This is a genomic window from Peribacillus muralis, assembly GCF_001439925.1.
GTDB classification, from domain to species: Bacteria; Bacillota; Bacilli; order Bacillales; family DSM-1321; genus Peribacillus; species Peribacillus muralis.
This window is the reverse complement of the sequence record NZ_LMBV01000002.1, coordinates 577-23,113: the sequence shown is the minus strand read 5'-3', so window position 1 is coordinate 23,113 and position 22,537 is coordinate 577. Positions and strand designations below refer to the sequence as shown.

Below are 22,537 nucleotides of genomic sequence, written 5' to 3'. Positions count from 1 at the left end.
AAAAATCTCTTTTTTTTCCATAATAGTAATAGATACTAGATTCTTTTCTGATAAGAGAGGTGAATGCAATGGAATTGATTCCAAGCGAACGATTTAAAAGGACGACTAAATATGTACGGGCCATCATTATCCTTGCCACAATCGGGCTCATCATACTCTTTGTATTGCTTCTCTCTTTGCTGATTTATGCAAAAATATTAGGGCCGCCGCCATTGGCCGTACCACAGTCCACGCTCTATTATAGCGATGATGGAAATGTGATCGGTGAAACGGATAATGGCCAGAAGCGGTATTGGGCCGGGATGGATGCGATTTCACCTCAGCTCATTAAAGCAACCGTGGCTGTTGAGGACCGCCAATTTTACACTCACAATGGATTTGATATAAAGCGGATTGGCGGGGCCATTCTTGCAGATATCCAGGCCATGTCCAAGGTCCAGGGCGCAAGCACGATAACCCAGCAGTATGCACGGAACCTGTTTCTCGGTCATGACAAAACATGGTCGCGGAAGCTCAATGAGGCCTTTTATACAATACGCTTAGAAATGAACTACTCCAAAAAAGAAATTCTGGAAGGTTATTTAAATACGATTTACTATGGCCATGGCGCATACGGCGCCCAGGCTGCAAGCCAGTATTACTTTGGCAAGAATGCCTTGGATCTTACACTCGCTGAGGCTAGCATGCTGGCCGGGATACCTAAAGGGCCATCCAACTATTCTCCATTGGATAACCTTGAAAAGGCAAAATCGAGACAGAGGGTTGTCCTGCAGGCCATGAAAAATAAAAGCTACATTTCAGGAAAAAATGTCACCGAAGCTTCGCAAGTCCCGCTTACATTAAAAGGAGAGCATGGAACGGTCACCAAGAAAACCGCTCCCTATTTCCAGGATGCGGTCAAGCAGGCATTGAAATCACAGCTTCACTTAGATGACAGGACGATTGAGCTCGGCGGCCTAAAGGTATATACCACACTCGACGAATCACAGCAGGACGCAGCCGAAGAGGTTGTTTCCACTACCATTCCGGAGTCTTCAGCTATTCAAGCCTCGATCGTGGCAATGGATCCGGATACAGGCGAAGTCCGGGCATTGGTCGGTGGTCGCGATTATGAGGAGTCGCCATTCAACAGGGCTACACAGGCCGTCCGTCAGCCAGGCTCGACCATGAAGCCATTGCTCTATTATGCAGCGCTGGAAAATGGTTTCACACCGTCGACCACTTTAAAAAGCGAGACGACCACATTTTCTTTCGATGATGGCCACTCCTCCTATACACCGCATAATTACAATCATCAATATGCGGAAGGTGAAATCACGATGGCCCAGGCCATTGCTCTTTCAGATAATATCTTCGCCGTAAAAACACATTTATTCCTTGGGGAACAGTCTTTGGTCGATACGGCGCACCGCTTTGGCATAACGGCGAAAATGGCTGTCGTGCCATCGCTCGCACTCGGTACCTCAGGCGTACGTGCAATTGAAATGGTCAATGCATACGGCATTCTGGCTAACGGCGGCAAGAAGGTTGAACCCGTGTTTATCAAAAAGGTGGAAAATCAAAAAGGTGAAGTGATTTTTGATGAAAAGGAGAAACCGGAACAGATTCTGGATAAGGACAAGGCGTTCGTCATGACCGATATGCTTACCGGGGTTTTCGATGAAACCTTAAATGGCTATACGAAGGTTACCGGAAGCACCATCAGCTCACAGCTGACCCGCCCATATGCCGGCAAATCAGGTTCCACCCCGACGGATAGCTGGATGATCGGTTACACACCGGAGCTTGTAGCAGGAGTCTGGATTGGCTATGACCAAGGTAAAAAAATCGAGAATCCGGCAGAAAAAAGCTATGCAAAGAAAATCTGGGCGTCTTATATGGAAAAGGGCCTGCAGGGAACAAAGGCCAAACCGTTTAAGGAAACAAAAAACGTAATCGCTGTCAACGTGAATCCCGCCAGCGGTAAATTGGCAACAAAGGATTGCCCTGTCTCAAGATTGACTTATTATGTGAAAGGCACAGAACCCATCGAATACTGCGCCGAGCACTTTAAAGGCGATAAACCTACACAAGTCCCGGATGAAGCAGAGCAAAAAAAGACCCCATGGTACAAAAAGGTCCTGAAGCCGTGGAGATAACGAAAAAACCCGAAACCGCAAGCGGCTTCGGGTTTTTTCTGTCCTAGTTCCACAGTGTCTAAACTGCTGTCTATAAGTTTACTGATTTTATCGCTTTACGACAAGTGCATTTTTCACTAAACTTCATAATTCAACATTTAAACCGTCAATGACTCCTTAAGCTTCGCTGAAGAACGATCCCACATTCCCGCATCATGGTTTTTCAGGAAGTCTGCAAGGATACGTTTTGATTTAACATCCATATCCTCGACGATGATATAACGTTTAAGCGATTTATCCATCCGGTTAACGTGCTCCGGAAGGGATTTGTAGCCACGTCTGATTGAACGGTCAACCATCATTTCGCAAGCAGTCACACCTGCATATTGAGGACCGTTTTGAGTGGCCTCAATCGTCACCCAAACAAGCCAGTAAGGCTTTGCATTCGGGACCTCTTCTTTCGTCTTTAAAAATTTGATCCCTTTTTCCACGACACTTCGCGCATGCATCGCACCGATATCCACCTCGGCTTCACCTGCATCGACATCAATGATGACCGGTGAAATATTATCGAGTGTCAAAACCCCGGCCCCATATCCGCCATGACCCTCAGTAGGATCATTTTTGATGATATTGAAGCCTACCTTCTTCTTTGGTTGTTCTTCCATGTTTATATCCCCCTTCATGTTTTGTCATTTCTTTTTTGTTAAAAAAATAATAGTGAAAAAAATTGACTCAAGCTGCTTCCTACAAATTTAATACCCGTATCCAATATCGGTCTAATTGTATAGTTGCTGAGCGGCGTGATGATCAAAATCAAAAAAATCAGCGACCCATACTGCTCATACTGGGTCATTTTTGCCCGCAAATCTGCTGAAACAAGATCCTGTATGATCCGAAAACCATCGAGCGGCGGCAGCGGGATGAGATTGAATACAAACAAAAGGACATTCAAATTTATGAGCACATTCAAGAAGGGCTGGACGAAAAAAGGTAAATCTGGTCCAACTCCTGCTGCAAGCAGCCCGTAAAAAATCAAATAACCCAAAATGGCAACGATCAGGTTACTGAACGGACCCGCAAAAGAGACGAGCACTCCCGCCAACTTTGGATTTTTAAAATGAAAACGATTGACCGGGACAGGTCTTGCCCAACCGAATCCGGCGATCAATATCAACAAAGTCCCGATCGGATCCAAGTGGGAAACCGGATTCAACGTTACTCTTCCTTCATTCTTTGCCGTCGGGTCACCGAACTTATAGGCCACATAAGCATGTGAAAATTCATGTACCGTAAATGCGATCAACAATGACACAATGACATATGGAAGTTCTTCCAAATCATAAGCCAAAAACCGTTCTAATTGATCCAATAGCTTCTCCCCCAATATATATTACCGTTAGTATACATCAAAAGACCAAGAAGTGAAAAAAACTCTGACTTCCTCGTCTTGCAATTCTTTTTCCGTTGTGAAACACTACAAGATAAGAACGAAAGGGGGGATCATGATGCCATTTGTAACAGTCAAAATGCTTGAAGGCCGTACAGACGAACAAAAAAAAGCTTTAGTCGAAAAGGTGACCGCAGCGGTAACAGAAACAACCGGAGCGCCAGCAGAGGCCGTGACGATTTTCATTGAAGAAATGTCGAAAAACCACTTTGCAGTAGCAGGTGTCCGTAAAAGCGACCTATGAGATTTACATAACGGGGAAATATAAGCCACCATCTAAAATGTACCCTACAGGATAGGCGCTTTGAAAAAAGTCGATCCTGTAGGGCACTTTTGTTTAAAATAGAAAAAAAGCACGTCGATTGAACTAGGAGAAGCTGTACATTGACCATTCCTTTTCGCTGCAGGCGATCCCTTATCCAGAGGCGGTCCGTGACTCCTCGGCTTTTAACCTGCGGGGTCTCACGTAGACACGCATTTCCCGCAGGAGTCTCGCCGCCTTTCGTTTCATTCCCCTATGCGTGAAAAATCAGGTAGAACTCCTATCGCTCACAGTTTTAATTGTTTCAAATTTGATATTTTCATTTCATTGCGGACACTCTTTTATCCAATTGGGCCTACCGTCGGTTCTAGCGCCTGCTGTCTCCCTTGGACTCGCTTTCCGGCAGGAGTCTCTCACCCTCCGTTCCACTCCACTCTGCGTGAAAATGAAGATGGAGTCTCCATTACCTTCAGTTTTGCTGATTAAATCCACTCAGTTTTAACATTTACATAGAAATTCCATTTCCCAAAATGTTGAACAGAGGATAAATTTTAGCTTATGAAGAATTCAATAAAATTATCTTAATAGGCTACATCCACAAAAACGCTTTCATTTATTTTATGAGAGAGGATCAAAGGTTCTACTATACCAACCCGTATCCAAGTCTGCGGAATAAATGATCATGAGGACAATCCATTTCACTCTTTATTCATGCATTGGAACCTAAAAAAGATGCCGCCTGTAAAATACAGACAGCCTCTCGTTCATATTGCCTAGCTTTTTTTTCCTGCCCTTTAAAAGCATCCATTCGGCTTAGCTTTTGTTTTTAGCTGGTCAATATATTTATATGCTTCTTCAATTTCTTCCGGTGTATATTTTTGCTTGCTTTTCAGTGTGAAAATCTTCTCGGTGACTTCCTCTTTTTCAAGCGTGTCGAAATATAATACCGTTGAAACAAGCTCCAAAAATCGGGCATTCTGTTCATTCATATCGAGTAAGCATGCCTCAAGAGCAGGCATCTCCACTTCCTGTATCGATAGGAAGTCCTGGCCCGCATCCGTTATTGAATAGCAATATTGATAATAGCCTGCCTTTTTTTCCTTTACCTCATTCAAGTAACCCATTTCGCAAAGTTCTTCAATGCGTAAGGTCAGCTCCTCCGAATACGGCCCATAAAAATGAAATTGAAACTTCTCGTGGAAAGGAAACGAAAGCTTCTTGGCGATATACACGATTTTTTGTAATTTTTTCCGACCCGAGATCTCACCGGCAGTAGATATTGCATTAATAATGTTTGCATGATCCTTAAACAAGGTTCGTCACTCCTCAATAAAAAATGTACCACTTCAATCCGATAGCTCCAAAAGCGTACGAATCTGTTTTTTTATATTTTTCTTCGTCGATTCATCTCGCAATATATCTGCTGGATAATACAGCTTATGATCGGTTCTTCTTTTGCCTGAAATGGCGTCGACAATTTCGGATTCACGCGACAATTCACGAATTTCGCCATTATTTTTCAGCAAGTGAATCGGCAGTCTCTCCTCTTCCTCACCCGGCCGGTAAAAATCATACGGCAGATCTGATGAAGAATCGACGACGAGATAATAATCCGGATCGATTCCTGCCTTCTTGAATAACGTCCTTAATTCCATCAATTTATTCATCTGACTGTTCGATGGGTGGAATTCCGCATATTTAAATAATTTCCGATTCATGAAGCGTGTGCATAAATCTTTTAAAATGGCATCGTTTTCTTCTTCCCATGCCTCGAAATAATAGAGCATCACCGCTTCATCCATTTTCAAATAGTCAGCTAAGGTCACTTCCCCCTTGAACAATGAATAAAAATGGTGCGGTTGCTGAGCAAACTCATAACCGGCTTCGTATAAATGCTTCGCTCGATGTAATATCTTAGTGAGAATGACTTCCGCACTTCTCGTGACTGGATGGAAATAAACCTGCCAATACATTTGGTAGCGACTCATGATATAATCTTCCACTGCATGCATCCCGCTTTGTTTGATTACGGCATGCTCTTCCCTCGGCCTCATGACCCGCAGAAGCCTTTCCATATCGAAGTGTCCATAGCTCACACCGGTAAAGTATGCATCCCGCTGTAAATAGTCCATTCTATCAGCATCGATCTGACTGGAAATCAGGCTGACTACTAATTTGCCTTTATAGGTTTTTGCGATGACCTCTGCCACTTTTTTGGGGAAATCACGGCCTACCCTAAGGAGGATCTTATTCACTTCCGTGTCGCCGACGATTATCTGTTGGGTGAAATGCTCATGGTCGAGGTCAAACACCTTTTCAAAAGAATGAGAGAAAGGGCCATGACCCAAATCATGCAGTAGGGCCGCGCACAAGGATAGTAAACGTTCCTCAGGCTTCCATTCCGGCCTTCCCTCGAAAACATCATCGACGATCCTGCGGACAATCTCATAAACTCCAAGCGAATGGCTAAGTCGGCTATGCTCCGCGCCGTGAAAGGTTAAATACGTCGTTCCCAGCTGTTTGATCCTTCTAAGGCGCTGGAATTCCTTCGTCCCGATCAAATCCCATATAACCCGGTCACGAACATGTATATATCGGTGTACCGGGTCCTTGAAAACTTTTTCTTCTTGTAATTTTTCGGCGGAATATTCCATGAACTACCCTCTTTTTTCATAGTCTCGATGCATCCATTATAGCGTGTTTCTACAAAAAAACCTAACTGGCCCCTTGCTAGGAAGCGGGGGTATTTTGTAAGAAAACGGAAGGTTCCAACAGGTTTTGGCCCGTAAATAAGAAAATAAAAAATCACCGCAGTGTGTTTCATTCTGGGTGATATCCGCCTGTTCCATTTATAAAAAAGCAATCCTTCAAGGATCCTACTTTAGTTTTTTATTAATTTTATCTAGTAACTCGTCTTCTGTCGGTGCAGCAACTGGACGGTTATTGACAAAGGCAAATGACTTCTTTCTGCCTGGACCGCAATAGGATTGGCAGCCCACTTCAATTTTCGCGTCGGGATCAAGCTTTTCAAGACGGGGAATCAACGTCTTTATATTCACCGCCAAGCAGTCATCGCACACTCTGAATTCATTGGACATCCTCCGGTCACCATCCTTCCCATGAAAATCTATTTTTTAATCCAATTATATGGCTAAAAGGTATTTTACCGCTTCTACCTATGAATATCAAGAGGGCTTGTTGATGCGAAAAGGAAAGGAAATCAATTAGAAATACGGTATTCAATCAAAAAACTAGTATCCTTTCAACCTTTTTGTATAAAAAATCCAGAATTTGTCCAAAATGCTAGTAGAACACAGCTTAATCATGGCCACACGATATTTTATATAGTTATTCATTTTAAAAGTTACCAGAAAGGGAGTATGTAGAAATGAAGGTTCGTCAAGATGCCTGGACAGAAGAAGATGATTTGCTTTTGGCAGAAACGGTATTACGCCATGTGCGGGAAGGAAGCACTCAGCTGAATGCTTTTGAAGAGGTAGGAGATAAGTTGAATCGCACCTCTGCCGCCTGTGGTTTCCGCTGGAATGCGGTTGTTCGCCATAATTATGATAAGGCGCTTTCCCTTGCCAAGAAACAGCGAAAGCAGCGGCAAAGGATTCTTGGAAAGGATCAAGCAGCGAAAAAACGGCTTCTGTATACACCGCCGTCCCCTACCATTTCCGACATAATGGTTCCTCATGTACAAGAGGAGGAGCTAGCGTTGGAAGCGGAAGTCGATGCTACCAGTTATGAAGCTGCTGAAGAATTCGTAGTGGCTGAAGCTTTTGCTCCTAAGGTCAACAACACGCCAGCACCGACGGAAAGAGGTCTCAACCTTGATACCGTCATCGCCTATTTGGAATCTATGAATGGGCGTACGCTTCAAACTGAGGTATTAAAAACAGAAAATGAAAGATTGAAGCTTGAAATCAAGGGTCTGAAAAAACGTAATGAAGATCTGGAGAATAAAATCAGCCATCTCGAACAAAATAGCGGTTTGATGCAGGAAGATTATGAGACTTTAATGAATATCATGAATCGTGCAAGAAAGCTCGTTTTGTTAGAGGAAGAGGAGCGCCCGGCAACGAAGTTCAAGATGGATCGTAATGGAAACTTGGAAAAAATGGCCGAGTAGTGAAATATGCAGGTTTGCTCGACCACTTCAAGATAAGCCTATAAGATCTAAGGAAGGAGTCTGGATAAGACTCTTTTTTTCATGGTCCATCACAGTTTCAGTGAATGCTAACATCGTATGAAGTGAACAAAGCCGTTCCTGTACTTACAGGAACGGCTTTGTTCATCTATACCTTTAATGCAGCAAATACTTTATCATTTCGTTCTACCACTCTTGTTAAGTAAGCCTCATACAGCGGCCACTCCTCCGAGGAAAGCGTGTCCGAAAATATCCTTCCGCTATGCTCCTTCAGCACCTGAAGGAACCTGAGCATCACGTCCTGGACGGTCAATTGTACATCCAGCAATTGTGAAAGAGATGCCATTACGGAAGGGACAATATCAGGATATACGAATTTCGTTTCCGCATTCGCTTTAGCTGCTTCATAAAAACCTTTTACAAGATTTGCACGTTCAGCCCCGCTTCCATTGACACACAAATAGATTTGCACCGCTACCCCATTGCGGATCCTGCGTTGGGATATGCCAGCAAACTTCTTTCCATTTATACTTAAATCATAACTTCCCGGACAATAGGAGCCGACGATCTCCCTCGCCTCCATCTTGACCGGGAAATCGGCGAACATCAATTGAACGAGTTCCCACATCGCATCATAGCCACGATTGATTTCAATTTTTTGCTCGTTTTCAGGGAAAATGAGCGAGAGATTAAGGACCCCCTCGTCCAACACGACGGCAAGCCCTCCGGAATTGCGGACAATCGCCTGAAAATCGTGTTCCTCCAAATGATCCAAGCCTTTTTTAAGGAAAGGCAATTTCGTATCCTGAATGCCAAGGACGACGGTTCGATGGTGCACCCACGCCCTTGCAACGGCCACTGATTTGCCTGATCCGACGGATGCACATAATGTATCATCCATTGCGAAGGATTCTAGAGCGGGGAATTGGGGGCCAATGGAAGATTGATCAATCACCCGCCACTCTTGCTGCAATAATAATGAATCTGTTTCACTCATAGAAATCTCCCTTTACATGTTATCTAAGGTACCGCTATTGGTACTGGGCTACAAACCCCTGCGCCGCTGTAATGACGGCGAGCTTATATACGTCCTCTTCATTGCATCCCCTTGAAAGATCGTTCACAGGCCGGTTCAGACCTTGAAGGATCGGACCGACCGCTTCGAATCCACCCAAACGCTGGACCATCTTATAGCTGATGTTCCCTGCTTCGAGGCTTGGGAAGATGAAAACATTCGCATCTCCTTGAATAAGGGAATCAGGTGCTTTTTTTCTTGCCACCGAAGGTACGAACGCTGCATCGAACTGGAATTCACCGTCCAGGATGATTTCGGAATCGATTTCTTTTGCAAATTCGACAGCATCGACGACTTTCTGTGTCTCTGGCGAAACGGCAGATCCCTTCGTCGAAAAGCTAAGCAGCGCCACACGCGGTTCGATATCGAACATTTGTGCAGTCTTTGCACTTTCAATGGCAATTTCCGCAAGGTCCTGCGATGAGGGGTTTATATTAATCGCGCAATCGGCAAACACATATCTTTCTTCGTCACGAACCATGATGAAGACTCCGGATGTTTTTTTGACGCCCGGCTTAGTTTTTATGATCTGCAGTGCGGGACGAACCGTATCTGCCGTGGAATGTGTCGCACCGCTCACCATCCCATGTGCTTGCTTCATGTGGACGAGCATCGTTCCGAAATAATTCTCATCCTTTAAAATTTCACGTGCTTGTTCGACTGTCGCTTTGCCGGCACGGACCTTTACAAACGCTTCCACCATTTCATCCATCATGATATAATTCTTCGGATCATATATTTCAAAGGCATCAAGGGCGATTTTCAATTCCTTTGCCTTTTCGGAAATCATTTCGATATCTCCGATCAGTACGGGTGTGATCAGTTTTGCTTTTGCAAGCCTGCCTGCGGCTCCCAATATCCGCTCATCCAATCCTTCCGGAAAAACGATTTTCAAATTATGCCCCATGACCTTCGATTCCAACATTTCAAATAAATTGCTCACTGGCACTTCCTCCTTTATAACATATATAAGATACGTATCCCCTAATCGCTCTGAATTTAACCATTTCGCCATGCTTTCCTATCCTACCTTTTTTAGAATACTTCAGCAGCCGGGTAAATTCCAGCCACATCTCGACACTCGAGACGGCGATGTTGTTTGCGGGTTGATCTAAATTTCCTTATACTGAAACTATGTTATATTAAAGCTATAATAAGACTTAGGAGTGATCGTAATGAGTGAAGCAGCACAAACACTGGATGGCTGGTATTGTTTACATGATTTCCGCCTGATCGATTGGGCTTCCTGGAAAACGTTATCAAGTGACGAACGCCAACTGGCCATCTCGGAGTTCCAAGGTTTACTCGATAAGTGGAATATGACACAAAGCGACAACGAAGGCAGCCATGCCCTTTATTCCGTCGTTGGCCAAAAAGCAGATTTCATGCTTATGTTTGCCCGCCCGACAATGGAGGAATTGAATGCAATCGAAAACGAATTCAATAAAACGAAGCTTGCCGAATATTCAATTCCCGCTTATTCATACGTTTCAGTTGTGGAGTTAAGCAATTACCTGGCAGGCGGAGATGGTGAAGATCCTTACCAGAACCCTCATGTACGTTCCAGACTGTATCCGATCCTGCCAAAAGCGAAACATGTTTGCTTCTATCCAATGGACAAGCGTCGTGATGGCGAGGATAACTGGTATATGCTTTCCATGGAAGAACGTAAAGGCTTAATGCGTTCCCACGGCTTGATTGGCCGCAGTTATGCCGGCAAGGTCAAACAAATCATTTCCGGTTCAGTCGGTTTTGACGATTATGAATGGGGCGTTACACTTTTTGCAGACGATGTCCTCCAATTCAAAAAATTAATTTACGAAATGCGTTTTGATGAAGTGAGCGCCCGTTACGCTGCGTTCGGCTCTTTCTTTGTAGGCAATATCCTGCCTGAAGAAAACATTGCACCTTTCCTCTACGTATAAGACGCTTTAGCTTCCGGCTTCCGGAAGCTTTATTTATTTTACCCCCTCCTTTTTATTTTCCCCAGCTATGGAATAAACCGAGCACCATCCCCATACATTTTCAATAGTGATGAATTTAATTATTACCGCCTCATTCCACATCAGGAAAATAAGCCAGCGAGGTGAAGGCACGTTACTTCTATTTATTATCAGCCGTCAAGAAGATAGGACTTTACCCGCGTAAACGTTACGTATCGCTTAAAATTCATTGTGTATTTTTAAGCCACCGGGGATTGCCCAGACCGGTCGCTATAAATCGCACTGTTGCTTCAAGTAATCGGATTTTAGCCACCAATTCAAAAGCGTTGAATCTTAGGAGGGAATGCAATGTCACAGAATAACCCTTATGGTAACGGTAACTACCCGTATGGAGGAAGCCCCTATTATCCATATGAAAACAATGAGTCGGACCAGCGGCAGCAGCAACAGCAGCAGAAGCCTTATCAGCAGCAGCAGGCTTACCCGCAGCAAAACTATCAACAACCAGCATACCAGCCACAGCAGCCAACTATAGCGGGCACTCCGCAGCAAATCCCAATGCCGATGAACCAATCGACACCAGGACCACAGGTTCCAGGCATGCTTCCGGTCGAAGCATCATACATCGAAAACATCTTGCGGTTGAACAAAGGTAAATTGGCGACTGTTTATACAACGTTTGAAAACAATACGGAGTGGAATGCAAAGATCTTCAAAGGAATCATTGAGGCTGCCGGGCGTGATCATTTGATCATAAGCGACCCCCAAACAGGCAAACGGTATTTAATCCCGATGGTATACTTGGATTATATAACCTTTGATGAAGAAATCGAATACGACTATCCATTTGGAGGCGCTGGGCTTGCCACCTATTCGCCAAGATAAATGAACTGATAACAAAAAAAGGGCCTCAGAATCTGATTGATTTTGAGGCCCTTCTTCATGGTGATGTGACAAGCTCCTGCCCTTACAAATGCTTATAGGCAGCAATCACCATTAATACCCAAGCCGCCAAGAACGACACTCCACCAAGTGGTGTGATGGCCCCCAGCACCTTGATTTGCGTAACGCTTAGGACGAAAAGGCTTCCGGAAAACAGGATGATCCCTATTAACATAAGCCAGCCAGACCAGTTGATTAGCGGGCTTGTCATTCTTCCAGCCAATAAACCGAGCACTAATAAACCGACCGCATGGAACATTTGATATTGAACACCCGTTTGCCATGTTGCCAAGTATTTATCGGGTATCTTCCCTTCGAGTCCATGTGCACCGAATGCGCCAAGTGCGACAGCGATAAACCCATTGATTGCACCTAAAATGATGAACAGTTTCATTATTATTTCGCTTCCCTTCGCTAATTTTAAAAGTCGAATAAAGACTCCCCATTGGCTTCATCCATTTTAACCGGCTCTACATTGGGTGTAACCGGCATAACGGATTGGGACAAGGGAGTTGGCTTCGATATGCCGACGCTCCCTGCTTTTTCATCAACCATTACTTCGCATAAGGCTTTAATGGCAATCACATATCCCTGTACCTTATCCTCTGAATTTGCCTGCTTCGCCTTCGAAGCAAGCTCTTCAATTTTATCTAGCATTTTTCTTGACGAAATATCCAAATTTACCACCTCATCCATATACAGGTCAATACTTTCATCACTAGCATAGCAAAAATCAAGCAAGAAAACATCCTTGCCCTACTTCAAATTTTTCTTGGCTGAAAATTCCAGGCACGGCTGTCCCGAGGAACGAAAAACATCAAGAGAAGGAAGGTTTGATGTTTTAAATTGGAAGGCACGGCACCCTTTTGGAAAATTAGAATCCCAAGTGACATAAAAGTGACGGCACTCCATGCAATTCACCCGCTTCACAATCTTTTTCAAGTCGTCGCTCCTGTGATTTTCCAATCAATTGGTGCCTCCCCCATTTCCAACAGCAATTGATTGGTTTTGGAAAACGGCCTGCTGCCAAAGAACCCACGCGATGCCGAGAGCGGGCTCGGATGGACGGAGGTAAGTATTTTATGGCGGCTTTCATCAATCAATGGGATTTTCGTTTGAGCCGGTTTTCCCCATAAGATAAAAACAACCGGTTTCTGCCGGTCATTAAGTAGGCGAATGACTTGATTCGTAAAGCTTTCCCACCCTTTTCCCCGGTGGGAGTGCGCTTCTCCCTCACGGACAGTCAAGACGGTATTCAAAAGTAGCACCCCTTGTTTTGCCCAATCAACAAGGTAGCCATGATCAGGTACCTCATAGCCTAAATCAGCCTGCAGCTCCTTATAGATGTTTCTTAATGAAGGCGGAATGCGGACCTCAGGCTTAACGGAAAAGCTAAGACCATGCGCTTGATCCGGTCCATGGTAAGGATCCTGGCCAAGAATGACAACCTTTACGCTTCCATAGGGTGTATAATGAAGCGCATTGAAGATTTCCTCCTGATCCGGATGAATGACTTGCTCTTTGTACTCTTGCTTTATGAACTCCATTAGCTCCTGGTAATACGTTTTATTACATTCCTCTTTCAATAGAGGCCACCAATCATTGGTTACTACCGGTTTTACCATATGTACAGCCCCTTTCTTCTTTTAACCTATATTATAACAAACGAAACGGCTTGCCCTTTTTGAAGAATCACGAATTATGTTTCTTTATTCCCGATAAGTGGGAAAATAGATAAATAGCAAGCAATTTAACTTTGTTGGAGGATTCCCTATGAAAAAATGGTACAAAAGAAAACGATTTTACCTGCTTGTTGGCATTTTGCTCGTCGTGACGGCAGTGATCGTCTATAACAGCTACAAGCCCCTACCTAAAGGAATTTCCTATGAAGGGAAGGTTCATCATGTCGAAGATGTTGATTTCATCTATGACCTTTCTTATCACGATGAACAAGGGAATCTTAAACACGAGCAGCGAATTTTCGAAACGATCAATAAAGCCATCGAAGAAGCCGATTCTTATATCGTCATCGATATGTTTTTGTTTAATGATTTTTATGATGAAAAGATAAACTACCCAAAGTTAACCAAGACACTGACGGATAAACTAGTTGAACAGAAGAAAAAGAAACCAAAACTCCAGGTCATATTCATTACTGATGAAGTGAATACTTCCTATAATGCATACCAGCTGGATGCGCTCGAAACCATGAAGGAAAATGGCATTGATGTCGTCGTGACCAATTTAGACCGGCTTCGCGACCCTAACCCGCTTTATTCAGGCGTATATCGCACCTTTTTCCAATGGTTTGGCGAACAGGGAAAAGGATGGATCGTGAATCCAATGGCTAAGACTGCACCAAAGGTTACCTTTCGTTCTTATCTTAGATTGATGAATATTAAAGCCAATCACAGAAAAGTGGTCGCCACCGAAAAAACGGCCATCATCTCATCTGCCAATCCTCATGATGCGAGCGGATTCCATTCCAATATCGCATTTCAGATGAAAGGGAATATCATCGGTGATTTCGTTAAAGCTGAAGAAGCCGCTTCGAATTTCTCCGGTGGTCCAAAGACATTCCCGGAATTCAGCAACTCATCTGCCGATAAAGGACCGGTATCGGTGCAATTGCTTACGGAAGGAAAAATCAATAAGCATGTGCTTAAGTCGATAAACGATACAAGGAAAGGAGACAAAATCCACCTTGCCATGTTCTACATTGCCGATCGTGAAGTGGTCGAAGCATTAACGGACGCAGCTAAACGAGGAGTGAAGATTCGAATGATCCTGGACCCGAATCAAAACGCGTTCGGAAGTGAAAAAATCGGTCTCCCCAATCTTCCCGTAGCCGCCGAGTTTGAAAAACTGGGGGATGAAAACATCTCGATCCGCTGGTACAAAACCGATAAAGAACAGTTCCATACAAAGTTGATGATGATAAAAAAGCCAAAAGAAACAATCGTTCTTGGCGGGTCGGCCAATTACACCTCCCGTAATCTCGATGACTTCAACCTTGAAGCGAATATAGAAATCCATGCACCGAATGACGCGGACATTTCTTATGATGTCGCCGACTATTTTCAAAGACTTTGGACAAATCGCAATGGAACGTACACTGCCGATTATAGTGAATATCAGAAGGATCTTCCCGTTTTTAAATATTTAACGTACCGCATACAGAAGGTGTTTCGCTTCACCACTTATTAACTTATTTCGATACAAGATGTTTAGGTTCACCTAAATAAGGTTATATACTACTATAGCTAATTAACAATCATCATAATCAAGATTCCATTTACCTATATTCCAGGGATCTTACACTAAAATTCAAGGAGGAGTTTATATGTATCAAGTACATGTAGTAGAAAACGGTTTACAAGCAAAGGAAAAAATCGATGAATTGGTTGTATCAGGATATACGAAAGACGATGTATACTTGTTTACACATGATAAAACGCGTTCGAAGCACCTTACCGAGAATACGAATACGGAAGATGTCGGCATGAAGGAACAAGGCTTCCTTGATACAGTTGGAAACCTCTTTAAATCACGTGGAGATGAACTTCGTAATCGAATGAGCAATCTTGGACTTAGTGATATGGAAGCAGAACGCTACGAGGAAGTGCTTGACGAAGGGAAAGTCGTCATCGTCGCTTCCAAATAATTTCATAACCATATAAAAAGCGGGGCTCGTTAACGAGCCCCGCTTTTTCCTATTCATTATCCCAGAATACTATTGTAAGCTACCTTTGCTTGAATCATATCCTTCGTACCGTGAATCAATGCCCTGCCATCCTCGAAAATGACAATGCGCTCCCCATTTTTTTCGCAGGTGAGGAGGAAAGGATTGAATGTCACTGAATAGCCGCTTTCGATCAGATTTTTTGCCAACTTCTCGAGCTGCAGCTTAACTGGTGTGGGTGGCCTTACCTGTACAGTGTCCCTTCCGCAAAGGACCGCTGTTTTCGTTGCGTTTTCCCTAGCTAAAAAAGGATAAGACCTTTGCTCCCCGCAAGAGAGGCAATCTTTCTTTTTTGCTTTTGTTAATTTCACAGATTGATATTGATTCCGCCAAAGATCGAAAGTAACGAGCGCTGGCCGAACCGCTCCCCAATCCTCTGTAAGGATTTTCAAGGCCTCGGCCGTTTGGTGTGCCGCCACCATCGTTACCGCCGGTGAGATGATTCCGCCTGTGTCACAGGTCATGCCTTGAATGGGAATCGTTTTAAGCAAGCAGTGCAAGCAAGGGGTTTGCCCGGGAAGGATCGTCAAGCTCATGCCGACGCTGCCGACGCATGCCCCATAAATCCATGGAATATGAAGCTTTTGGGACAGGTCATTAATGATCATCCGTGTTTCAAAATTATCGGTTGCATCCAATATCAAATCAACATCACCAAGCTGCTGCTCCAAGTTTTGCGCAGTTGCATCCATGATGACAGCATTCACTTCAATTTCATGATTGATCTCGCGTAAATGACGCTTTGCGGCTTCGGCCTTTGGCAGCCTCTCTTCGACATCCCGTTCCGTGTACATTTGCTGGCGCTGTAAATTACTAAGCTCCACATAATCTCGATCAACGATGGTAAGCTTCCCTACTCCCGCACGAGTAAGAGCCTCGGCGTTTGCAGCCCCCAATGCCCCTGCCCCTAGAAGTAGGACATGCTTCTTCTCGATCTTCAATTGGCCCCTTTCACCGATCGGGGCAAATAACGTTTGCCTGGAATATCGTTCCTTCACATCGCCCCCCCTATCCAATTCACTCAACCCCCGCTTACAGGTGGAATGAAAGCGACTGTATCTCCGTCGGATAAAATCGTGTCATCATCGGCAAATTCTTCATTGACGGCCGTCATCACAGTTTCGAGGCCCCCCAACTGATATTCCGCCTTCATTTTGCCTTTTAGCTCGGCCACACTCCATCCATTTGCTTCAATAGAAATCGTCTCTTTTCCTAATTCATCTCTCAATTGGGCAAATAAAAGTACTTTAATCACGAATATCCCCCTCCTTCGGTTTTCCTGTTGGATACGGAACGGTTTCCAACTGATTCCCGACCCAAGTCTCCCCATCTTCCCAATGTTCTTTTTTCCAAATCGGGACAATTTCCTTTATTCTTTCAATGGCATACCGATTTGCTTCATATGCATCATTTCGATGCGGCGTACTAACGGCAATGACGACCGCTACATCCGTAATGTCCAGTTTACCTACACGATGGGTGATCGCCGTTTCCGCATCAGGCCAACGTTCCTTGATTTCCGCTCCGATTTGCTCTAATTTTTTGATCGCCATCGGTTCATACGCTTCGTAAACCAAGAATAGCGTTTTTTTCCCCTTTGTCATTTCCCGCACCGTTCCAATAAAGGTCGTGACGGCACCGGCATTTCGCTTAATAACTTTATCGATCACATCCTGGATGACGATCGGCTCTTTTGAAAGATTAAAATTCATGTCTACCACCCTTTATATCCCATTCCTTTTGCTTAATATGGACTGCTTCTTGATAGTCTTCCCTTGTATTCATATTGAAGAATAGATGTTGAAACGATGCAGGGTTTTCGTGATATAACGAAAAACCCGTTTCCTTGATGAATTTCACCGAAATCTTTTCCAGAAAACGACTCATTTTTAATTCATTTTTCACTAAACAATCCGTCAGTATAGGAAGACAGCTTTTATGATAAACCGCAAAGAGAGGCTGAATCCTCCCATTTATCTCTGGAATGACTGCATCGAATGCAGGTTCATAGTTGGAAATCATTTCATTGATGGCAGTTGCACGCACAAAAGGCATGTCACAGGCTGTAAGGAATTGCAGCTGCGTATTAGAGGCGGTCAGCCCTGCATGCAACCCACCAAGGGGGCCTTGATCTTTATGTAAATCAGCAATTAACGGAAGCTGCAGAAAGCGATAATCTTCAAATGAATTCGTAATGACCAACACGTTTTGGGACACCTTTTTCAGCTCGGATGCGACTGTTGAAATGTTCACATCTCCATCTATTGTCAATAAAGCCTTATTCTCGCCCATTCGGCTTGATTTTCCACCAGCTAGAAGCAACATCGTCGTTTCCATCCGATTACTCCTTCCCTTTTTCGGTTTAATCTAGCAGGTATCGGTCATGCTATACCTACCATACATACCAAAAAAGCATCACTTGTATGTAAATAGTTTAAAGCAACTTCGAGAATAATGACACCATAGATTAAAGGGATGATATCACGTAATCGAGCGTTCCGATCAATATCATCTGAATTGGACGGCTTAATAATAGTGCCCATCAGCCCACACGTATAGATGAAACAACTAAGTTTTACATAAAATAAATTTTGGTATATTCTAAAAATAGGATATTACCTGGTATGATGATAATATCGATAACTAATTCTCCTGAGGAGGTCACATAATGACTATGAAAAGAGCTATGACAGTTGCTGGATCCGACTCCAGCGGCGGCGCAGGTCTTCAAGCTGATTTAAAGACATTTCAAGAATTCGGCATTTACGGTATGTCCGCTTTAACGACAATCGTGTCGATGGACCCTAAGAATGGCTGGTCGCATAATGTATTCCCTACACCTGTAGATGTTTTAGAGGCCCAAATCGAAACGATCTTATCAATCGGAATCGATGCCATGAAAACAGGAATGCTTGGATCGGTGGAAATCATTGAACTCGTTGCCCGTAAAATTGACGAATTGAAATTGGACAAAGTCGTAATCGACCCTGTTATGGTATGTAAAGGTGAAGATGAAGTATTGCATCCTGAAACAGCTGTAGCTCTGCGTGATTTGCTCGTTCCACGTGCAACCGTAGTTACGCCTAACCTTTTCGAGGCTGCCCAGTTAGCAGGTACAGCGCCTATCAAAACGATCGATGATATGAAGGCTGCCGCTGAAAAGATCCATGCACTTGGTGCAAAATATGTTCTAATCAAAGGTGGAAATAAGCTTGATCTTGATAAAGCCATCGATCTTCTATACGATGGACAAGAATTTGAAATCCTTGAATCCGAGAAAATCGAAACAACCAATACGCATGGTGCAGGCTGTTCATCATCTGCAGCCATTACAGCTCAGCTAGCTGAAGGGAAAAGCCCGCGCGAGGCCATTCACATCGCCAAAGACTTCATTACGGAAGCGGTTCGCCATTCCTGGAAGATGAATGACTATGTTGGACCTGTCAATCACGGAGCTTACCATAAATATGGAATTGCACAAAACTCTCAAAAATAAAACATCAAGTTTATTGGCCGCTCCAATTCTTCGAGCGGCCTTTTTCGCTTTTTTCGTTTTTATTTAGTAAAATGGGAATAAGGAAAAGCTTATCTAGCCGCCCAGTTAAGGAGGAAATTATAGAATGAAACCTATAGAACGTACAGAGGTGCAGAATGCCATTGATTCTTTCGCCGGACAAGACGTATATCTTCACCTGGAAACGACAAATGGCGCCTATGCCACTCATGTAGATGAAGCTTTCTTTTCGGCAGGTGCTTATATTCGTAACGCGTATATACAATATGAACATGGCAAAATCATTGGCGATGGCCCCTATCGAATCGGCTTAAAGCTCAATATCGGCTGGGTATATGCAGAAGGCGTAAACCACTTCGAATTGGATGAACAAGGAAGATTGCTATTGGCAGGTCTTGATTTTTCCGGGAAGCTCGCCGTCTCCATGCAGCTTAGTCCCACTCCCTTTGAATGATCCTGACATACCGATAATCACAATGAAACCTCCCATTACCAAACTCTTGCAAGTAGACGGAAGGAGAAATATACCTTGGAAAAAGAACGTCATGTTTTAGTCATTTTCCCACATCCCGATGATGAAGCCTTCTCGGTTTCCGGTACGCTTGCCATCCATAGAGAAGCGGGCACACCTGTTACCTATTTATGCTTAACACTAGGAGAAATGGGACGTAATTTAGGAAACCCACCATTTGCAACAAGGGAATCGCTCCCGAAAATCCGCAAAAAGGAATTGATCGATGCAGCAAATGCGATTGGTATTGAAGATTTGCGCATGCTCGGCCTGCGTGATAAAACGATAGAATTCGAAGATGATGAAAAGCTGACGTCCATGTTTACCGATGCCATCAATGAATTGAATCCTTCATTGATCATAACGTTTTATCCGGGATACAGCGTCCATCCAGATCATGAAGCGACAGCAAGGGCCGTAGTTCGTGCCGTGGAGAGAATTGAGGAAAAGATACGTCCTAAGCTTCAATGTGTCGCATTCTCAAACAACTGCATCGATGAGTTAGGGCAACCTGACATCATTCATGATATTACTGGGATTGAAGATAAAAAAGTCGCTGCGATTACGGCGCACCGCTCCCAAACGGAGGCAATGGTGCTCGATTGGAAGGAAAAATTCGAAAACCAGGATGCCGATTTCCTCGAGTGGATCCGCAAAGAACGCTTATGGACCTATAAATTCTAAAGAAACCGCCACTTAGGCGGTTTCTTTTGTTTATGGCATAAAAAAAACGCCTGTTTTATACAGGCGGAGAAAAGGGGGATACTCTGGAAAATCGATCATATAACAAGCATTCCCCAAATTCTTCATTTTATACTGGCAATTACAAAATTCAAGCGGACATGCGCTCTTCCGTTTGCATTTTTTTTCTTAACGAGGCTTTTTTACCATGTACCAAGAAATAAAGGCCGATAAGAATGAAAGCAAAGATCGCCATTCCAATGAATAACCCTTTAAACCCGGTAAATGGGATAAGGAATCCCAATAAAAACGGCCCAGACCCGATCCCGAAATCATACATCGTAAAAAACGTGGAAGTGGCCAAACCCATCCGCCCTGAAGGAGCTTCCTTGATGGATATCGCTTGGCAGCTCGATTGGAACGTACCATATCCGACACCGATAAAGGCAGCGGCTATCAGGAGAGTGATTCCATGATGCGATTGACTGAGCATGACCATACCGATCGCATAAAAAATCAATGCCGGATAAATCACTGCATTTTCCCCCAGCACATCAAACATCCTTCCGGTAAACGGACGGGATGCCAAAAGGAATACAGCAAATACGACAAAGAAAAAGCTCGTCGCATCCATTAAATTCATTTCCTTTGCAAAAGAGGTTAAATAGGACAAGATGCTCGAATAGGTAAATCCGGCAAAGCCGATAAAAATGGAAATCGGCAGTGCGCTTTTTTCAAAGTAATCACTGATCTTGAATCCTTTTTGTCTTGTAGCTTTGGCCACTTTACCTTCTGGCACATTCATGAATAGCGATGCGACTAGAGCTAATGCGGCAAATAAGGAGGCTGCATAAAATATGATGGAATAACTGAAATGCTGGGTAATCACCAAACCGATAAACGGGCCGAATGCCATTGCCAGGTTTGTACTCATGGCGAAGTACCCTGTCCCCTCTCCGCGCCTTTGATTCGGAATGATATCGGCAGCAATCGTTCCCGTTGCAGTCGTCGCAAGACCGAAAGCGAAACCATGAACGAGCCTGTCGATCATTAAAGCTAATAATCCATTGACCATGAAATAGCCAATCGATGCAAGCAAAAATAAAACCAGTGATCCAAGGAGCATTTTCCGGCGGCCGATCTGGTCAATTTTCTTCCCGGCAAGCGGTCTTACAAGAACAGCCCCAAGAACAAAGATACTGGAAGCGAGTCCCGCCTGCGCTTGAGACGCATGAAAATGATCGATCGTATAAATGGTCAAGGTTACCATCAACACATAAAAAGTTAAAAAGAGAAAAAAGTTCGCTGACGAGACAATCAGAAAATCCTTCGTCCACAACTTCGGTTTGTGATTCATTTATAATCCTTCTTCCTTACGATTGTTTTAATTTTTCCTTCAAGAAATTCAAGGTTCGTTGCGTCACCTCAAGTTCCTCTTCTGCCAATCCACTCATTAATTGGTGCTCAAATTCCTCCACCACTTTTTTGGCCTCTTGAAAAGTCTTTACACCAGACTCCGTTAACTGTATTCTCCGCTCCCGCTTATCTTTCCCGGGGATTTGTTCGATTAAATCACGTTCCTCCAAACGGTTCACCGTCCGTGTCACCGTCGGCTTCTCCACATCGAGATAGTTGCTTATCTCCACAAGCGTGGAGCAACCAAACTGATTCAAATAATAAACAATCAACCATTGAGAATGAAAAAGATCAACCTTAGCCAACTGCTCATTCAACTTTTTGGTAAATGACCTGGAAAATTGTAAATTATGATGAAAAAAACCATTATGAAACGACATGGGTATTCCTCCCGCAAAGTAGTTACCTAGGTAACTATACAATATATCATCACTAAAGTCCAGACCTCATAAGAAGAATCCGAGCCTTGAACACAACCTCGCAGCAGGTTTTGTGGTTAATTATTGGCTATTGTTGGTAACTCGGTAGATTGACGACTTTTATTGTGAGTTCGAGGCGAGTTTTCATGAATTGGCTCGGGTTAATGCTTTCTTTTCATGAATTCGGAGCGTTACTCATGAGTTTGATGACTATACTCGTGAGTTTGGCGCATTTATTCGTGAATTTTGTGCTTTTATTCGTGAATTGGGGTTTTATTCGTGAATTTCGTGCTTTTATTCGTGAGTTTTGTG

General features: G+C 43.7%; 26 protein-coding genes. 10 read left to right on the top strand and 16 right to left on the bottom strand.

Annotated features, from left to right (window positions below):
* The first annotated feature begins 68 nt into the window (after positions 1–68).
* A complete protein-coding gene (locus ASU00_RS02505) occupies positions 69–2,138 on the top strand; it encodes a transglycosylase domain-containing protein (RefSeq protein ID WP_057911873.1) in 2,070 nt (689 codons plus the stop codon).
* 137 nt (positions 2,139–2,275) lie between these two features.
* Here ASU00_RS02505 and ASU00_RS02500 read toward each other — a convergent pair whose 3' ends face one another.
* Positions 2,276–2,785, bottom strand: a complete 510-nt coding sequence (locus tag ASU00_RS02500) for a YwhD family protein (RefSeq protein ID WP_057911872.1) — start codon at positions 2,783–2,785, stop codon at positions 2,276–2,278.
* A gap of 38 nt (positions 2,786–2,823) precedes the next feature.
* Positions 2,824–3,489 (bottom strand): site-2 protease family protein, encoded by a 666-nt coding sequence (locus ASU00_RS02495; protein ID WP_057911871.1) that lies wholly within the window; start codon positions 3,487–3,489, stop codon positions 2,824–2,826.
* A gap of 136 nt (positions 3,490–3,625) precedes the next feature.
* Here ASU00_RS02495 and ASU00_RS02490 point away from each other — a divergent pair, with 136 nt between their 5' ends.
* Positions 3,626–3,811: a 2-hydroxymuconate tautomerase gene (locus ASU00_RS02490; protein ID WP_057911870.1), complete on the top strand. Its 186-nt coding sequence runs from the start codon at positions 3,626–3,628 to the stop codon at positions 3,809–3,811.
* Between the two features lie 812 nt (positions 3,812–4,623).
* Here the strand turns inward: ASU00_RS02490 and ASU00_RS02485 are convergent.
* The 3 genes from ASU00_RS02485 to ASU00_RS02475 all read right to left on the bottom strand — a co-directional run bounded on the left by ASU00_RS02485 (position 4,624) and on the right by ASU00_RS02475 (position 6,927).
* Positions 4,624–5,142, bottom strand: coding sequence for a YwgA family protein (locus tag ASU00_RS02485; RefSeq protein WP_057911869.1), 519 nt, complete (start codon positions 5,140–5,142; stop codon positions 4,624–4,626).
* Between the two features lie 33 nt (positions 5,143–5,175).
* Entirely contained in the window at positions 5,176–6,483 is a 1,308-nt protein-coding gene (locus tag ASU00_RS02480; protein WP_057911868.1) for an HD domain-containing protein, read from the bottom strand.
* Positions 6,484–6,705: 222 nt separating this feature from the next.
* Positions 6,706–6,927, bottom strand: coding sequence for a YuzB family protein (locus ASU00_RS02475; protein WP_048683566.1), 222 nt, complete (start codon positions 6,925–6,927; stop codon positions 6,706–6,708).
* 290 nt (positions 6,928–7,217) lie between these two features.
* Here ASU00_RS02475 and ASU00_RS02470 point away from each other — a divergent pair, with 290 nt between their 5' ends.
* Positions 7,218–7,964 (top strand): RsfA family transcriptional regulator, encoded by a 747-nt coding sequence (locus ASU00_RS02470; protein ID WP_057911867.1) that lies wholly within the window; start codon positions 7,218–7,220, stop codon positions 7,962–7,964.
* A gap of 166 nt (positions 7,965–8,130) precedes the next feature.
* Here ASU00_RS02470 and ASU00_RS02465 read toward each other — a convergent pair whose 3' ends face one another.
* Both ASU00_RS02465 and pta read right to left on the bottom strand, forming a co-directional pair.
* Positions 8,131–8,979, bottom strand: a complete 849-nt coding sequence (locus ASU00_RS02465) for a lipoate--protein ligase family protein (protein WP_057911866.1) — start codon at positions 8,977–8,979, stop codon at positions 8,131–8,133.
* 34 nt (positions 8,980–9,013) lie between these two features.
* Positions 9,014–10,000 (bottom strand): phosphate acetyltransferase, encoded by a 987-nt coding sequence (gene pta / locus ASU00_RS02460; RefSeq protein ID WP_057912237.1) that lies wholly within the window; start codon positions 9,998–10,000, stop codon positions 9,014–9,016.
* A gap of 232 nt (positions 10,001–10,232) precedes the next feature.
* Between pta and hemQ the strand changes: the two genes are divergently transcribed.
* A complete protein-coding gene (gene hemQ, locus ASU00_RS02455; RefSeq protein ID WP_057911865.1) occupies positions 10,233–10,982 on the top strand; it encodes a hydrogen peroxide-dependent heme synthase in 750 nt (249 codons plus the stop codon).
* A 366-nt stretch (positions 10,983–11,348) separates the two neighbouring features.
* Positions 11,349–11,885, top strand: coding sequence for a spore coat protein GerQ (gene gerQ, locus ASU00_RS25975; protein ID WP_057911864.1), 537 nt, complete (start codon positions 11,349–11,351; stop codon positions 11,883–11,885).
* Between the two features lie 82 nt (positions 11,886–11,967).
* Here the strand turns inward: gerQ and ASU00_RS02445 are convergent, their stop codons facing one another.
* From ASU00_RS02445 to ASU00_RS02430, 3 genes are all read right to left on the bottom strand, one after another.
* The gene (locus ASU00_RS02445; protein ID WP_057911863.1) at positions 11,968–12,336 is read right to left on the bottom strand and encodes a DUF423 domain-containing protein; all 369 of its coding nucleotides are present in this window, start codon (positions 12,334–12,336) and stop codon (positions 11,968–11,970) included.
* A gap of 26 nt (positions 12,337–12,362) precedes the next feature.
* On the bottom strand, positions 12,363–12,620 hold the full coding sequence (locus ASU00_RS02440; protein WP_152983671.1) for a YwdI family protein: 258 nt from the start codon (positions 12,618–12,620) through the stop codon (positions 12,363–12,365).
* Between the two features lie 260 nt (positions 12,621–12,880).
* Entirely contained in the window at positions 12,881–13,567 is a 687-nt protein-coding gene (locus tag ASU00_RS02430) for a uracil-DNA glycosylase (protein ID WP_057911861.1), read from the bottom strand.
* A 148-nt stretch (positions 13,568–13,715) separates the two neighbouring features.
* Here ASU00_RS02430 and ASU00_RS02425 point away from each other — a divergent pair, with 148 nt between their 5' ends.
* Both ASU00_RS02425 and ASU00_RS02420 read left to right on the top strand, forming a co-directional pair.
* Positions 13,716–15,149, top strand: a complete 1,434-nt coding sequence (locus ASU00_RS02425; protein WP_057911860.1) for a phospholipase D family protein — start codon at positions 13,716–13,718, stop codon at positions 15,147–15,149.
* Between the two features lie 136 nt (positions 15,150–15,285).
* Positions 15,286–15,606 carry a YflT domain-containing protein gene (locus ASU00_RS02420; RefSeq protein WP_057911859.1) on the top strand — a complete coding sequence of 107 codons (321 nt, stop codon included), beginning with the start codon at positions 15,286–15,288 and terminating at the stop codon, positions 15,604–15,606.
* Between the two features lie 56 nt (positions 15,607–15,662).
* On the opposite strand, the gene ASU00_RS02415 is transcribed toward ASU00_RS02420, so the two are convergent.
* From ASU00_RS02415 to mobA, 4 genes are read right to left on the bottom strand one after another with little or no spacing between them, the layout of a single operon-like run.
* Positions 15,663–16,682, bottom strand: a complete 1,020-nt coding sequence (locus ASU00_RS02415; RefSeq protein WP_057911858.1) for a MoeB/ThiF family adenylyltransferase — start codon at positions 16,680–16,682, stop codon at positions 15,663–15,665.
* A gap of 23 nt (positions 16,683–16,705) precedes the next feature.
* The gene (moaD, locus tag ASU00_RS02410) at positions 16,706–16,939 is read right to left on the bottom strand and encodes a molybdopterin converting factor subunit 1 (RefSeq protein WP_057911857.1); all 234 of its coding nucleotides are present in this window, start codon (positions 16,937–16,939) and stop codon (positions 16,706–16,708) included.
* The gene (locus ASU00_RS02405) at positions 16,932–17,396 is read right to left on the bottom strand and encodes a molybdenum cofactor biosynthesis protein MoaE (RefSeq protein WP_057911856.1); all 465 of its coding nucleotides are present in this window, start codon (positions 17,394–17,396) and stop codon (positions 16,932–16,934) included. Before ASU00_RS02405 ends, moaD begins: the two co-directional genes overlap by 8 nt.
* Positions 17,386–18,021: a molybdenum cofactor guanylyltransferase gene (gene mobA, locus ASU00_RS02400; protein ID WP_057911855.1), complete on the bottom strand. Its 636-nt coding sequence runs from the start codon at positions 18,019–18,021 to the stop codon at positions 17,386–17,388. The genes ASU00_RS02405 and mobA overlap by 11 nt, the downstream gene beginning before the upstream one ends.
* A 331-nt stretch (positions 18,022–18,352) precedes the next feature.
* On the opposite strand from mobA, the gene pdxK reads away from it, so the two are divergent.
* The 3 genes from pdxK to bshB2 all read left to right on the top strand — a co-directional run bounded on the left by pdxK (position 18,353) and on the right by bshB2 (position 20,393).
* Positions 18,353–19,180 (top strand): pyridoxine/pyridoxal/pyridoxamine kinase, encoded by an 828-nt coding sequence (gene pdxK / locus ASU00_RS02395; RefSeq protein ID WP_201786263.1) that lies wholly within the window; start codon positions 18,353–18,355, stop codon positions 19,178–19,180.
* A 124-nt stretch (positions 19,181–19,304) separates the two neighbouring features.
* Positions 19,305–19,652 (top strand): YojF family protein, encoded by a 348-nt coding sequence (locus ASU00_RS02390; protein WP_057911854.1) that lies wholly within the window; start codon positions 19,305–19,307, stop codon positions 19,650–19,652.
* A 75-nt stretch (positions 19,653–19,727) separates the two neighbouring features.
* A complete protein-coding gene (bshB2, locus tag ASU00_RS02385) occupies positions 19,728–20,393 on the top strand; it encodes a bacillithiol biosynthesis deacetylase BshB2 (RefSeq protein WP_057911853.1) in 666 nt (221 codons plus the stop codon).
* Between the two features lie 148 nt (positions 20,394–20,541).
* Here bshB2 and ASU00_RS02380 read toward each other — a convergent pair whose 3' ends face one another.
* Together ASU00_RS02380 and ASU00_RS02375 are read right to left on the bottom strand one after the other, a co-directional pair.
* Positions 20,542–21,747 (bottom strand): MFS transporter, encoded by a 1,206-nt coding sequence (locus ASU00_RS02380; RefSeq protein ID WP_057911852.1) that lies wholly within the window; start codon positions 21,745–21,747, stop codon positions 20,542–20,544.
* Between the two features lie 16 nt (positions 21,748–21,763).
* Positions 21,764–22,186 (bottom strand): MarR family winged helix-turn-helix transcriptional regulator, encoded by a 423-nt coding sequence (locus tag ASU00_RS02375; RefSeq protein WP_057911851.1) that lies wholly within the window; start codon positions 22,184–22,186, stop codon positions 21,764–21,766.
* Between the last annotated feature and the right edge of the window lie 351 nt (positions 22,187–22,537).